The organism is Kitasatospora sp. HUAS MG31 (assembly GCF_040571325.1).
GTDB lineage: Bacteria > Actinomycetota > Actinomycetes > Streptomycetales > Streptomycetaceae > Kitasatospora > Kitasatospora camelliae.
Genome location: NZ_CP159872.1, coordinates 1,647,752 through 1,661,398 on the forward strand (window position 1 = coordinate 1,647,752; position 13,647 = coordinate 1,661,398).

The 13,647-nt window shown below is 75.6% G+C and carries 12 protein-coding genes; 6 read left to right on the forward strand and 6 right to left on the reverse strand.

Features of this window, described 5'->3' with window-relative positions; genetic code table 11:
- Positions 1 to 63: 63 nt before the first annotated feature.
- The gene (locus ABWK59_RS07780; RefSeq protein WP_354639043.1) at positions 64 to 1,314 is read right to left on the reverse strand and encodes an ROK family protein; all 1,251 of its coding nucleotides are present in this window, start codon (positions 1,312 to 1,314) and stop codon (positions 64 to 66) included.
- A 17-nt stretch (positions 1,315 to 1,331) separates the two neighbouring features.
- Between ABWK59_RS07780 and ABWK59_RS07785 the strand changes: the two genes are divergently transcribed.
- The 4 genes from ABWK59_RS07785 (at position 1,332) to ABWK59_RS07800 (ending at position 6,391) form a co-directional block, all read left to right on the forward strand.
- Positions 1,332 to 2,576, forward strand: a complete 1,245-nt coding sequence (locus tag ABWK59_RS07785) for an MFS transporter (RefSeq protein WP_420492744.1) — start codon at positions 1,332 to 1,334, stop codon at positions 2,574 to 2,576.
- 148 nt (positions 2,577 to 2,724) lie between these two features.
- Positions 2,725 to 3,318 carry a HutD family protein gene (locus ABWK59_RS07790; RefSeq protein WP_354639045.1) on the forward strand — a complete coding sequence of 198 codons (594 nt, stop codon included), beginning with the start codon at positions 2,725 to 2,727 and terminating at the stop codon, positions 3,316 to 3,318.
- 188 nt (positions 3,319 to 3,506) lie between these two features.
- Positions 3,507 to 5,636, forward strand: a complete 2,130-nt coding sequence (locus ABWK59_RS07795) for an RICIN domain-containing protein (RefSeq protein ID WP_354639047.1) — start codon at positions 3,507 to 3,509, stop codon at positions 5,634 to 5,636.
- Positions 5,637 to 5,716: 80 nt separating this feature from the next.
- Entirely contained in the window at positions 5,717 to 6,391 is a 675-nt protein-coding gene (locus ABWK59_RS07800) for a hypothetical protein (protein WP_354639049.1), read from the forward strand.
- A 109-nt stretch (positions 6,392 to 6,500) separates the two neighbouring features.
- Here the strand turns inward: ABWK59_RS07800 and ABWK59_RS07805 are convergent, their stop codons facing one another.
- The 3 genes from ABWK59_RS07805 to ABWK59_RS07815 all read right to left on the reverse strand — a co-directional run bounded on the left by ABWK59_RS07805 (position 6,501) and on the right by ABWK59_RS07815 (position 9,613).
- Complete coding sequence (locus ABWK59_RS07805) at positions 6,501 to 7,769, reverse strand: nucleotidyl transferase AbiEii/AbiGii toxin family protein (RefSeq protein WP_354639051.1); 1,269 nt, start codon at positions 7,767 to 7,769, stop codon at positions 6,501 to 6,503.
- A gap of 173 nt (positions 7,770 to 7,942) precedes the next feature.
- The gene (locus ABWK59_RS07810; RefSeq protein ID WP_354639053.1) at positions 7,943 to 8,686 is read right to left on the reverse strand and encodes a hypothetical protein; all 744 of its coding nucleotides are present in this window, start codon (positions 8,684 to 8,686) and stop codon (positions 7,943 to 7,945) included.
- A gap of 159 nt (positions 8,687 to 8,845) precedes the next feature.
- Positions 8,846 to 9,613 carry an acyltransferase gene (locus ABWK59_RS07815; RefSeq protein ID WP_354639055.1) on the reverse strand — a complete coding sequence of 256 codons (768 nt, stop codon included), beginning with the start codon at positions 9,611 to 9,613 and terminating at the stop codon, positions 8,846 to 8,848.
- Between the two features lie 82 nt (positions 9,614 to 9,695).
- Here ABWK59_RS07815 and ABWK59_RS07820 point away from each other — a divergent pair, with 82 nt between their 5' ends.
- Positions 9,696 to 10,457: a maleylpyruvate isomerase family mycothiol-dependent enzyme gene (locus ABWK59_RS07820; RefSeq protein ID WP_354639057.1), complete on the forward strand. Its 762-nt coding sequence runs from the start codon at positions 9,696 to 9,698 to the stop codon at positions 10,455 to 10,457.
- A gap of 100 nt (positions 10,458 to 10,557) precedes the next feature.
- Here ABWK59_RS07820 and ABWK59_RS07825 read toward each other — a convergent pair whose 3' ends face one another.
- A complete protein-coding gene (locus ABWK59_RS07825) occupies positions 10,558 to 11,322 on the reverse strand; it encodes an enoyl-CoA hydratase family protein (RefSeq protein ID WP_354639059.1) in 765 nt (254 codons plus the stop codon).
- 182 nt (positions 11,323 to 11,504) lie between these two features.
- Here ABWK59_RS07825 and ABWK59_RS07830 point away from each other — a divergent pair, with 182 nt between their 5' ends.
- Positions 11,505 to 12,299, forward strand: a complete 795-nt coding sequence (locus tag ABWK59_RS07830) for an ATP-grasp domain-containing protein (protein ID WP_354639061.1) — start codon at positions 11,505 to 11,507, stop codon at positions 12,297 to 12,299.
- A 62-nt stretch (positions 12,300 to 12,361) separates the two neighbouring features.
- Here ABWK59_RS07830 and ABWK59_RS07835 read toward each other — a convergent pair whose 3' ends face one another.
- On the reverse strand, positions 12,362 to 13,630 hold the full coding sequence (locus ABWK59_RS07835; protein WP_354639063.1) for an MFS transporter: 1,269 nt from the start codon (positions 13,628 to 13,630) through the stop codon (positions 12,362 to 12,364).
- Positions 13,631 to 13,647: the final 17 nt, after the last annotated feature.

Genomic DNA, 13,647 nt, shown 5'->3' on the forward strand with positions numbered 1-13,647 from the left:
CCGGCCCGCCCGGCCAGTGTCCCAGCCTCCGGCCGTCCTGGTACAGGAACCACCGCCGCCCGTTCACCGCGTCTCGGCGGACGCCTGCGGGTCGTTGAGGTACGGCTCCCAGGCGAGTTCCGCCGCGCCCACCAGTCCGGCGTGCGTGACCTGGGCGGGCACGATCGGGACGCGTCCGCTGCGCCCCCACAGGCAGCGGTCGGCGACCACGGCGGCGAGCCGTTCGGGGGCGGCGGCGAGCAGGTCGAGGTGCAGGCCGCTGAGCACGATCCGGTCGGGGTTGAGGATGTTGACCAGGCCGGCGAGGCCGAGGCCGAGCCGGTCGACCACGTGGTCCACCGCCCGCCGGACGGCCGGGTCCGGGTCGGCGGCCAGCGCCCGGGCCTGGCCGAACACCGACCGGTCGGGGTCGGGGGTGCGCCCGGCGGCGACGAACAGCGCCTCGGGGTCGGTCTCGGCGTTGAGGCAGCCGCGGTTGCCGCAGGCGCAGGGGCGGCCCTGCGGATCGACCGTCAGGTGGCCGACCTCCAGGGCGAGTCCGGCGCTGCCGGTGTGCAGCCGCCCGTCGATGACCAGGGCGCCGCCGACGCCGCGGTGGCCCGAGGTGACCAGCAGCAGGTGGCGGGCGCCGCGTCCGGCGCCGTGGCGGTGCTCGGCGAGGGCGGCCAGGTTGGCGTCGTTGGCGACGGCGCTGGGCAGGGGGGTGGTGGCGCGCGGTCCGGGGTCGGCCTTGCGGACCTCCTCGGCGAACAGGTCGGCCACCGGGGTGCCGCTGGGCCAGGCGAAGTGCAGGGCGGCGAGCGCCGTGCCGTCGGGTTCGGTGACCGGGTTGGGTAGGGCGAGCCCGATGCCCAGGCAGCGCCGCTGGGTGGCACGGGCCAGTTCCGCGCCGGCCTCGGCGGCGGCCCGCAGCAGCCGGACCGGGTCGGTGGCGGAGGGCAGCGGGAGGTGCCGGGCCTCGACCAGGTGTCCGCCGAGTCCGGCCAGCGCGACGCTGACGCCGTCGGCGTGGATCTGGGCGGCGATCACCACCGGGCCGGCGGGGGCGACGGCCAGCCGGTGCGAGGGGCGGCCGCGGCCGCCGCCGGCGGGGCTGGAGTCGACGGTGATCAGGCCGAGGGCCTCCAGTTCGCCGGTGACGGCGCCGGCGGTGGCCCGGGTGACGTCCAGGGCGCCGGTGAGCGCGGAGCGGGTGGGTGCCTGCCCGGTGTGGATCAGCCGGAGGGCCGGGCCGAGCAGGGTGCGGCCGCGGTCGGGAGCGGGGCGGCGCGACGGCTCGGCTCCGCTGAACGGGCTTGAAGATGTGTGTGCCACTCCCCTATTCTGACTTTGTGCCGCTACTGAACAAAACCGCCGCCCGTTCCGACACCACCGAGAACCACCCGACCGGCCCAACCGGCCCCTCGCCGGCCTCGGCCTGGTCCGCGGCCCGGCTCGCCCTGACCGCCTTCTTCGCCGTCGACGGCTTCCTGTTCGCCGCCTGGGTCGTCCGCATCCCCGACGTCCGCGCCCAGGTCAGCGCCTCACACAGCGCCCTCGGGCTGGCCCTGCTGTGCATCTCGGCCGGCGCCGTGGCCACCATGGCGCTGGTCGGCCGGCTGTGCGTCCGGTACGGCTCCCGTCCGGTGACGATCGCCGCGCTGACCCTGCTCAGCCTGGCCGTGCCGCTGCCCGCGCACACCCACTCGGTGCCGGCGCTGGGCGCCGTGCTGCTGCTGTTCGGGGCCGGGTACGGCGCGGCCAACGTCGCCATGAACAGCGCGGCGGTGGACCTGGTCGCCCAGCTCGGCCGGCCGGTGATGCCCAGCTTCCACGCCGGCTACAGCCTGGGCGGACTGCTCGGCGCCGGCGTGGGCGGACTGCTCGCCGGATCGCTCAGCGCCGCCTGGGCGCTGGCCCTCGGCGGGCTGCTCGGGCTGCTGGTCACGGCCGTCGCCGGCGCGGTCCTGCTGCGCGGTCCGGCGGCCCCGGCGGTCCGCCCCGCCCCGGCGCGCGGCGGCACCGCGGCGCCGCGGCGCGCCGGCCTGCTGGTCGTCCTGCTCGGCCTCACCGCGCTCTGCACGGCGTACGGCGAGGGCGCGCTGGCCGACTGGGCGACCCTGCACCTGACCGACGACGTGCACGCGACCGCCGGCCTCGCGGCGGCCGGGTACGCGGCCTTCGCCTTCGCCATGACGGCCGGACGGATCGGCGGCACCTGGCTGTCCGTCCGGCTGGGGCAGACCCGGGTGATGCTGCTCGGCGGGCTGACCGCCTGCGCCGGCATGCTGGTGGCGGCCCTGGCCCCCTCGGTGCCGCCGGCGCTGGGCGGGTTCGTCCTGGTCGGCCTGGGCCTGGCGAACGTCTTCCCGCTGGCGATCGCCCGGGCCGGGGCGGTCGGCGGGCCGCAGGGCGTCGCCACCGCCTCCACCCTCGGGTACGCGGGCATGCTGATCGGCCCGCCGGTGATCGGTTTCCTCGCGGACGCCACCAGCCTCCCGGTCGCCCTCACCACCGTGGCGGCGGCCGCGGCGCTGGCCGGTCTGATCGCCCTCGCCGTCCGCCCGTCCGGCCCCCGCGACCCGGCGGCCGGCTGACACCGGTCGGCCCGGACCCCCGAACGCCGCGCGGCCCCGTGGATCACCGGGATCCACGGGGCCGCGCGGCGTCCACCGGCGGTCGTCGCCGGGACCTGCGTCACTCGGACCCGTGGTGCGGCCGCGGGTCCGTGGCAGGATCCGGTCCGTGGATTCCGGACGAGTGGAGACGGAGGACCGGATGGCGGTCGAGGTGCTGCGGGCGGCGGAGCGGCCGGCCACGCCGTGGCTGAACGGCGGCGGGGTGACCCGGGAGGTGGCGGGGTTCCCGGCGGGTGCGGGGCTGACCGAGTTCCTGTGGCGGGTCAGCCTGGCGGACGTCGGGCAGGGCGGCCCGTTCTCCCGGTTCGAGGGGGTGGACCGGGTGATCACCGTGGTCGAGGGCGCCGGGATGGCGCTCACCGTCGCCGGGCGGGAGCACCGACTGGCCGAGCCGTACCGCCCGTTCGCCTTCCCCGGGGACGCCGACACCGGCTGCGAGCTGCTCGCCGGTCCGGTGGTGGACTTCAATGTGATGACCCGTCGGGGCCGGGCCGAGGCCGTGGTGGAGATCGCCGGGCAGGGCCGGGCGGTCGCCGTACCGGAGGGTGCCGTGCTGCTGGCGGTGTGCCTCGCCGGCACCGCCTCGCTGGTCGGCGCCGGGGTGCGGCTGGACCGGTTCGACGCGGCGCTGCTGCGCGCCGGCGAGGAGGACCGGCTGGAAGTCGAGGGCGTCACGGCCCTGGTGACGATCCGGCACTGAACCGCGGCCCGCAGGCGGCCCGCACCCGACCCCGGCGACCGGTCGGGCACACCTGCGGGCCCGTCCAAACCTCTCGACGGAAATCCGTCCGAAACTCGTCAGTATTTTCTGTTATCCGTGGCGTGACCAGCGCTCTCCTCCTGTGTCGGCAAGCAGTACCGACCCCACGACTGCCGACGAGGAGAGACATGGCACGCAGGAAAGCGGCGACGACACACAAGCGCCGGAACCACCGCAGGCTGATGATCACCGTCACCTCAGTGACCGCCGCGCTCATCGCCAGCGCCGTGGGAGTCGGCTATGTGACGGACGCCCGGCAGCCCGACCACGCGGCCGCGGTGGCGGAGGTCTCCGAACTGGGCACCGCCATGGACGGTGTCGCCCCCTCCCCGGCGTCCGGGCCCCAGCACAAGGAGGCCCCGGCGCCGATCAAGGAGATACCCAAGAACGACCCCCCGCGCGGCCTGATCTACAACGGTCTGACGCCCGCCGGGAGCGACGACCGCTGCGTCGGTGTGTACAAGGTGTCGGACGCCGGCCTGTGCACCCACGGCCCGGACGCGCCGCCGAAGGAGGTCGACATCTCCAAGGACACCCCGCCGGTGGCGGCCGCCGCCGAGAAGCCCCCGGCGCTCCAGGGCACCGACGCGGCCGAGCCCGCCGCCGCCGAACTGCTGGCCGGTGCCCCGCCGGTGCTCGACGTGCAGACCGGCACCACCCTCGCCGCGGCCGCCCCGGCCGCCGGCTCGCCGTCCGGTAGCAGCACCCCGGCCGCAGCCGGCGTGGTCTGCGACGGCGACGGCTCCACCGGCAACCGCGTCCAGGTGCTGTACGTGCACGCGCCCGGCAAGGACCGCTTCGCCGAGTACCTGCCCTCCTTCCGCAAGTGGGCGGCCGACAGCGACACCATCTACAACGCGAGCGCCCAGGAGACCGGCGGCGTCCGCCACATCCGGTACGTGACCCAGCCGGACTGCTCGGTCTCGGTGCTGAACGTCGAGGTCCCGGCCAACGCCATCGGCGAGTTCGGCGCGATGAACAACGCGCTGTCCGCCCAGGGCTACAAGCGCAAGGACCGCAAGTACATGGTCTTCGCCGACGCGCAGGTCTACTGCGGCATCGGCACCTTCGCGGGCGACGAGCGCCCCAGCCAGGACAACCTGAGCAACTTCGGCCCCTCGTACGGCCGTACCGACACCGCGTGCTGGGGCGGCTCCACCGCCGCGCACGAACTCGGCCACAACCTCGGCGCGGTGAACAACAGCGCCCCGAACACCAGCCGCGGCGGCCACTGCGTCGACGAGTGGGACATCATGTGCTACTCGGACTCGCCGTACTACCCCAAGATGCGCACGGTGTGCCCGGATCGGGCCAGTGACGATCGTCTGGACTGCAACCACGACGACTACTACAACACCGACCCCAAGCCGGGCAGCTACCTGGCCACCCACTGGAACGTCGCCAACAACCAGTTCCTGATCAAGAACAACGGCGACGGCCCGAACCCCAACCCGAACCCGTCGCCCACGCCGACCCCGACCGCGTCGCCGACCAAGACCACGGGCCCGACCCCGAACCCGAGCCCGACCGGCAGCACCCCCTCCCCCACCGCGGGCCCGACCACCGGCCCTGACGTGACGGTCAGCCAGATCACCACCAACTCGGCCGTGCTGAGCTGGCGCAAGGTCGACTCGGCCGCCGGCTACGAGATCCAGCTCGACGGCCGCCCGCTGGCCACCGTGACCTCCACCGTGGTCCGCTTCGTCCAGCTCCGCCCGGAGACCGAGTACAAGATCGCCATCGCGGTGAAGGACGCCGCCGGCAAGGTCTCCAAGCCCGGCCGCACCGCCTCCTTCCGCACCCTCGCCGCCACCGGCCCGGTCGGCCCGACCAAGCCCGGCACCGCCTACACCATGGTCAACAGCCTCACCGGCCAGGCCGCGGACATGTGGGGCGGCTCCACCGCCGACGGTGGCGTGCTGATCGCGTACCAGAAGACCGGCTACACCAACCAGCAGTGGATGTTCGAGGACGCCGGCAACGGCTACCTGAAGATCAAGTCGGTCAAGTCCGGCAAGTGCCTGCAGATCGGCGGCACCGCCGTCCGCGGCCAGTACGTCGCCCAGCAGACCTGCTCCGGCGCCGACACCCAGCAGTGGAAGGTGGCCGCCAACGGCAGCGGCTACGCGCTGACCGCCAAGGGCTCCTCGCTGGTCCTCGGCACCAGCAAGCGCTGGTACTACGGCGGCTGGCTGCTGGAGCTCCAGCAGCCGAACGACCAGGCCTACCAGAACTGGACCATCCAGCAGGCCTCCTGACCGTAGCGCCGCCCCCGCGGGGGCGGGAGGACCCCACGTCCTCCCGCCCCCGCTCCCCCATTTCCTCAGGAGGCACCACCATGCGGACCCGACCCGCCGCCCTGTTCTCCGCGTCCCTGCTGGCCGCCGGCGCCCTCGCCCTCGGCCCCTCCGGATCCGCCGCCGCCCACGGCGACACCATCCACTTCGAGATCAGCGGCCTCATCGACGGCCACACCAAGTCCGTGGCCACCTGGGAGAACGACCACGACCCGGTGACCGAACCGCTGGCGGCCACGCTCAGCGCGGTCGCCGAGGACGGACGGGCCGTCGGGCCGTGGCGCCTGGTCGCCGTCCCCGGGGAACCCGGTGCCTTCACCACCGGGGAGCAGCTGCCGCCGGGCACCTGGAAGGTCACCGTGGAGTCCGGCTTCCCGGCCCTCGGCCGCGGTACGGCCACCCTCAACGTGACGGCCGTCCCGGGCACCGCCCCCAGCAGCGGCGCCCCCACCGGCGTCCCGCCGGTCGTGGTCGGCCCCACCACCGCCCCCACCACCGCCCCCACCGGGGGACCGACCGCGGGACCCACCGCAGGACCGACCGCGGGACCGACCGCCGGCCGCACCGAGGCCGCGCTCCCCGCCGCCGAGGAGTCCGCGACCAGCGGCGCGGTGATCGCCTGGACCTGCGCCGGCCTCGGCCTCGCCGCGTGCGCGATCATCTTCGCCGCCGTCCGCCTGCGCCGCCGCACCCCCGGCGACCGGTCGGACGGCTGAGGCCCGCACCCCGGAAACGCCACAGGGCGCGGGCACCACGCGCCGCGGAGGCCGCCGACCGGCACCTCCGCGGCACGGGACCCGCGCCCTGTCGCATCCTCCCGCGCGGTTACCGCACCCCGGCCTCCGCCAGCTGCTCCACGGCCTTCCGCACCCGGCCGACCCAGTACTCCGAGTCGGCCTGGTGCCCGGCCACCAACCGCTGTGCCTCGGCCAGGTCGCAGCCCAGCAGCTCCTGGGTCACCACAAGCCGGTCGATCGCCTCCATGTAGCGGTCGGCGAGCTTCTGCTGGACGCCCTCGGCGCCCGCCTCGGCCACGACCGTCCGCAGCTCCTCGACCACCGGCGCCATCCAGCGCACCCGCAGCTCCTGGTCGGTCCGCCCGCCGAAGGTGCCCGCCAGCGCCTGGGCCAGGCGCTCCTCGTACGCCTCGCCCTGCTCGGCCAGGTGCGGGTGGTCCTTGGCGAACTCGTCCCAGTCGGCCTCCAGCCAGGAGATCTGCTGGGGCAGCAGCGGCCGGTACGCCCAGGCCTCGTACGGGCCGACGAACGCCTCGCGCAGCAGGTCGTAGGAGAGCTCGGTGGACCGGGTGAGCAGGAGGGCGTCGTACAGGTCCTTGCCCTGCGGGTGGTTGTCGGTCACCAGCCAGAGGACCTTCCACGCCAGCGAGAGCTCCGGGGTCGCGGTGAGCAGCGTCCCGGTGACCCCGGGCAGCTCGGACCGCTGCGGCTCGGCCGGGAGGTGCTCGGTGAAGACGAAGTCCAGCTGGACGGTGCCGCCGGGCAGGTCCGCCGCGGACCACGGCACCACCAGGCGGCGGCCCGGCACCCGGCTGTAGGTCCAGATCTCGTCCGAGACCGCCCGGTCGGCGTGCAGCCGCACCCCGCCCGAGAGCCGCTCCGCCGCGGCGGCGATCTCCTCCAGCATCCGGTCGGTGCGCGGGTCCTCCAGCTGCCAGTCCTGCGGGCGGACCACGAAGTCCAGGTCACCCGGCTCCCGGGCCTCCTCGCCGTACCAGGCGCGGAGCAGAACGCTGCCGCGCAGCACCAGGTGCTCGGCCCACGGGGTCGCGGCGACGGCGGAGAGCACGGTGTCCAGCGCCTCGCGGCGGGCGGCCAGCCAGCGCTCGGCCACGGCCCCGTCGGCGAAGGCGGGCTCGCTGGGCCGCAGCGCCCGGGCGTAGCCGGCCAGCGCCGGGTCGAACACCGGCTGCTGGGTCACCCCGTCGGCGTCGATCGGGACGATCGCCCGCGGCAGGTCGAGCTCCTCACGGGTCGCCTCGCTGGGGGCCTGCCGGGGCAGCAGCTTGCCCTGCCACGGGCCCCAGTCGAGTGCGTCCCAGGCGTCGGCCGGGCGGCCGGTCTGCTCGGTGGTCATCGTGCGTTCCCTCTCGGTGGTGCGTCGGTCGGCGGTGCACCGCTCGGTGCCTCTGCCGGTGGTGCGCTGCTCGGTGTCGGTCGGGGGCCGCGGTCGGTGTCGCGGATCGCGGCGGCGGTCAGACGGCCAAGCGGTCAGGCGGCCAAGCGGTCGGACGGCCGGCGGTCAGGCGGTCAGGCGGCCGTGGACACCGCGGCGACCTTTGCGACCGCGGCGACCTCGTCGATCCAGCCCGCGTCGAGCGTCTCGTCACTGTCCAGGGCGACGAACTCCCGCTCGGCGGAGGCGACCTGGTGGCCGGCGGCGGTCAGGTCGGCGAGCAGCGCGTCCAGCCGGGCGGCGGCGGTCTCGGAGCCGACCAGGCGGCAGCGCTGGGTCACGAACTGCTCCCGGACGCCGTCGGGGCGGACCCGGCGGGCGTTGCGGGACAGGTGCGCGGCGTGCCGGACGGCCAGCTCGGCCAGCCCGTCGGTGGCGGCGCCCTCCGGAACCAGCAGCTTGACGTGGTGCTCGAAGTACCGGGCGGCCCCGAACCGGGCGGCGTCGGCGTCCGACGCCGGCACGCCCTCGGCCCACGGCACCGACTCGACCTTCGCCCGCAGCACGGTGAACCCGTCCGCCGCCAGCCGCCGTGCCGTCCGCCGCGTCTCGGCGAGGACCTCGGTGTAGGAGCCGGAGGCGCGCAGGGTGAGCATCGGCTGCGAGGCGGCGCTGCCCCGGGCCAGCAGGATGTGGACGAACTTGACGCCGTGCTCCTCCGCCCAGGCGGCGAGCGCGTCGGCGGCCTCCGCCCCGACGGTCAGGTGCACCTCGAAGTCGCCGCGCAGCAGGGCGAGTTCGGCGGCGGGTTCAGTGGCTGGCCCGGTCCGCGGGAGGTCGGTGGCGGAGTGGTCCTGGTGCGGGGTGGTGACGAGCATGCACGCATCCTGGCAGCCCCCACCGACAACCGGCCCGCCGGGCCGACCGGGCCGGAGCGGGGCATCCCCGGGGCCTCGCGGCGGCCGGGGTGGTTCGACGGCGGACGGTGGCGCGGACCGCCGGTGCGGTGCTGCCCGCCCGCCGGCCGTGACGGGCGGTCAGTCCCCCGACGTGTCCGACTGCCCGGGGATCCGCAGGTCCCAGCCGACCAGGGCGCGCAGCTGCTCGGCGGTGACCCCGTCCGGGACGGGGCGCGGGGCCTCGTGGCGGATCGGCGGCTGCCAGCCCTCCTCGGGCGACCAGCTGCGCACCACCTTCGCAGGCGCCCCCGCCACCACCGCGTGGTCCGGAACCTCCCCGGTCACCACCGCGTTGGCGGCGACCACCACGTTCCGGCCGAGCCGGGCGCCGGGCAGGATCACCGCGCCGGTACCGATCCAGGAGCCGGCCCCGATCTCCACCGGGGCGTTGCGCGGCCACTGCTTGCCGATCGGCAGGTCGGTGTCGCGGTACTCGTGGGCCTGGTCGGTGATGTAGACGTTCGGGCCGGTCCACACGTCGTCGCCGAGCACGATCGACTGGTGGCCGACGATGTGGCTGCCGCGGCCGATCACGCAGCCGCCGCCGATCCGGACCAGCGGCTCGGGCCCGAGGTCCAGCCCGGGCAGGAAGCCCGCCGAGATGGTCACCCGCTCACCGATGATCGAGAACGGGCCGATGGTGATCCACTGCTCGTTGAACACCGTGCCCAGCGGGAACGCCAGCCGCGTCCCGTCCCCCAGCTCGCCGAAGCGGTACGGGCCGGGGTTCTGGTTCGAGACCGCCCCGGCCTCCTGCACCCAGCGCCAGCCCCGGTGCACGAGACGGCCCGCGGCGCGGCGGACCCGGGCGCGGGCGGCGGTCAGGGGCGTACGGACGAACGGCATGCGCACACCGTATCGGCCCCGCGCGGTACGGAGATCGCCGAGGGAGCAACATCACACCCGGCGAGCGGGCAGAATCCGGACCGTGAAGATCTCCGAACACCTCGACGCCCTGCGCCGCGACGGCCTCCTCCTCGCCGACGCCGCCGACCGGACCGCCCTGGACGCCCCCGTACCGAGCTGCCCCGAATGGCGGCTGCGCGACCTCGTCCTGCACACCGGACAGGTCCACCGCTGGGCCACCGCGTACGTCGTCGACGGGCACCGGCAGCCGCTGGACGCCGCGGGCCAGAAGGCGGCCTGGGGGCCGGAGCCGGCCGACGCCGAGCTGGTCGGCTGGTTCCGCGAGGGGCACGGGCGGCTGGTCGCCGCGCTGGAGGCGGCACCCGAGGACCTGGACTGCTGGAGCTTCCTGCCCGCCCCCTCGCCGCTCGCCTTCTGGGCCCGGCGCCAGGCCCACGAGACCGCCGTCCACCGCATCGACGCGGAACTCGCCGCCGGCCGACAGCCCACCCCCGTCGACGCGGGGCTGGCCGAGGACGGGATCGACGAGCTGCTGGGCGGGTTCATGGTGCGACCGGGGGCGCGGGTGCGGAGCGACGCCGTCCGAACGCTGCTGGTACGGCCTCAGGACCGGCCGGGGGCGGGGTGGCTGGTGACGGTCAGCCGGGAACCCCTGGCCGTGGAGCGGACCACCGGCGCCGACGCCGACTGCACGGTGACCGGCACCGCCCACGACCTCTACCTGCTCCTCTGGAACCGCGTCCCCGCCACCCACGCCACCGTCACCGGCGACCCCGCCGTCCTCGACCTCTGGCGCACCACCGCCCACATCCGCTGGTCCTGACCGCGGCGGCGGCCTACGCAAACGGGTTTGTCGGGCGCCCCCACGCGCCCCTTCTGTGTACCCGAGTACGCACTCGCCCCCGGGTTGCCCGAGTACGGCGTCAGCGGGCCCAGGGGGCGGGCTGGCGGGTGAGGAAGGCCCGCATGCCCTGCTGGGCCTCGTCCGACCCGAAGAGGCGGGCCGACTGCGTCACCCGCTCCTCCGCGTCGCGCTCGAACGAGGCCACCACCTCCGCGTTGGCGAGCCGCTTCGATTCGGCGAGCCCCTGCGGCGAGCCCAGCCGGATCGCGTCCAGCAGGACCTTGAGCGCCACCGCCGGCTCCTCGGCCGCCTCGGTGATCAGCCCGATCCGGGCGGCCTCGGCGGCGTCGAAGGTCTCGCCGGTGAGGTAGTAGCGGGAGGCGGCCCGCGGGTCGAGCTTGGGGCGCAGGGGGAGGGAGATGACGGCGGGCGCGAGGCCGAGCCGGACCTCGGTGAAGGCGAAGGTGGACTGCGGTCCGGCGACGGCGAGGTCGCAGGAGCCGAGCAGGCCGAGCCCGCCCGCCCGGACGTGGCCGTCGACCAGGGCGATCACCGGCTTGGGGCAGTCGATGATGGCCCGCTGGAGGTCGACCAGGCCGCGCGGGCCGACGGTCGGGTCGGCGCCGGTGGCCTCGGAGAGGTCGGCCCCGGCGCAGAACACCTTGCCGGTGTGGCCGAGGACCACGGCCCGGACCCCGGGGTCGGCGGAGGCGTCGGCGAGGCCCCGGGTCAGCTCGGCCATCAGGCGGGTGGAGAGGGCGTTGCGGTTGTGCGGGGAGTCCAGGGTGAGGGTGGTGACGGCGTCGGCGGTGGTGCTGCGGACGAAGGGGTCTTCGCTGGTCATCGAAGCGGGCCTGCTTTCCGGCTGAGGGTGGGTCGGACGGCTCGGCAGCGACTCTCGCACGTCACGCGCCCGGACGGCCAGATCCCCCCGCCGGGACCCGCCGCCCGAAACCGGTCCGAAGCACCCGCAAAGCCTCGAAATCCGGTGGCCCGGCACCGTCCCGGCCGGGCACGATCGGGCACATGACCGACCGACTTCTCCTGCTCGCGCCGAGGATCAACGACACCGGCCTGCACCTGCTCACCGCCGCCCGCCGCCGGGGCCTGCGGGCGCAGACCGCCACCCGTTGGCGGGTGCCGGAGGGTCTGGCGGAGAGCGGCGCGGCGGTGCACCTGTACGGCGGGCCGCTGTTCGCGGACGCGGTCGGCCGGGAGCTGGGGATCGCGGCGCTGGCCGACCCGCAGGACTGGCTGGCCGGCCTGCCCCGGGAGCTCACCGGGCGCGCGGTCGTCCTCACCACCCTCGCCGAGGCCCGCGGGCTGCGCCGGCCGGCGTTCGTGAAGCCGCCGAACGACAAGCTGTTCCCGGCCCGGATCTATCCGGACGGCACCGGCCTGCCCGGCGCGGACGCGCTGGAGGACGACTTCCCGGTGCTGGTCAGCGACATCGTGACCTTCCGGCGCGAGTACCGGCTGTTCGTCCTGGACGGCACGGTGCGCACCGGCAGCCGCTACCTGCTGGACGGGCGGCTGGACCTCGCGCCGCTGGAGGAGGACCCGCTGCGGCGGGAGGTGCTGGCGTTCGCCGCGGAGGTGCTGGCGGAGGGCGGACTGCCCAGCGCGATCGTGGTGGACGTCGGCCTGCTGGCGGACGGCACCTGGGCGGTGGTGGAGGCCAACTGCGCCTGGGCCAGCGGCGGTTACGCCTGCGACCCGGAGGCCGTCCTGGACACCGTGCTGCGCGCCGCCGGTCCCGAGTCCGCGTGCGCCCCGGCCGACCTCCCGTTCCGCCGGCCCCTCCCCGAGATCGTCCGCTGACCGAGATCGTCCGCCGACCGTCCGGGGCGCCCCGCCGAGGGCGCCCCGCCGGGCGGGCCCGCCTACGCGGCGGGCCCGCCCGCACGCTCCTCCGCCCAGCGGACGGCGGGGCCCATGGCGAGGCCGGCCGCCGCGAACAGGGCGCCGAACACGGCCCAGCCGAACAGCCCGTGGCCCAGCAGCAGGGTGGTGACCAGAGCGGGCCCGATCATCAGGGCGGCGGCCGCGCCGGAGTTGAAGACGCCCTGGTAGGCGCCGTGGGCGCGGTCCCCGGCGAGGCTGTAGCTGAGCGCCCAGCCGCCGGCCTGGCTGAACACCTCGCCGAGGGCCTGCAGGCCGATGCCGGCCATCAGCATCAGGGCGGCGACCACGGGCGGGACGTCCGCCGCCAGGCCCAGCACCAGGCAGGAGCCGGTGAGCAGCAGGCCGCCGCGGGCGAACACCCGGGCGGCGGCGCCGGGCTGCTCGGTGCCGCGGGTGGCGCGGACCTGGAGGGCGATCACCAGCGCGGTGTTGACCAGCAGGGAGCCGGCCACCATGACCCGGGGCGCGTCGGTCTCCCGGACGATCCAGAGCGGGACGCCGACCTCGATCATCGCGAACTGCAGGCAGAGCAGGCCGTTGAGGCCGGTGACCACGAGGAACGGCAGGTCCCGCAGGGCGGGGTTGCGGCCGGTTCCGGCCGGGCCCGCGGCGGCCGCGTGCCGCGGGGTGGCGGGGACGAGGAGGGCGTAGCAGGCGGCGACCAGGAGGAAGGAGGCGGCGTCGGCGAGCAGGGCGGCGGAGTAGGCGGCCCGGGTGTCGACGTGCAGGGCGAGGGCGGCGAGCACGGTGCCGACGGAGATGCCGACGTTGGTGACGGAGCGGAGGTAGGCGCGGCCGGCGACCCGCTCGTCGGCGGGCAGGATGTCGGCGTAGAGGGCGCCGCGGACGGCGCCGGCGCCGCGGTCGGCGGCGGCCACCACGCAGGCGAGGGCGGCGAAGGCGGCGAAGCCGTCGACCAGGACGTAGCCGAGGGTGCCGAGCGCCTCCACGGCGGTGAGGGCGACCAGGACGGGCTTGGCGCCGAAGCGGTCACTGGCCCGTCCGGCGGGGATCCCGGCGAGCACGCCGCACAGTCCGGCGACGGTGAGGGCCACGCCGACCTCGGTGACGCCGAAGCCGAGGACGCGGGTGAAGTAGAGCACGCCGAGGGTCATCGACAGGCCGCTGCCCATGGTGTTGACCAGGGTGATCACGGCCAGCCTGCGGACCACCGGGTCGTGGTGGAGCAGCCTGGAGCGGCGGCGTTCGGGCAGGACTGAGGGTTCGACCGTTGTCGTGGGGGTCATGTGACGATCAGATCGGG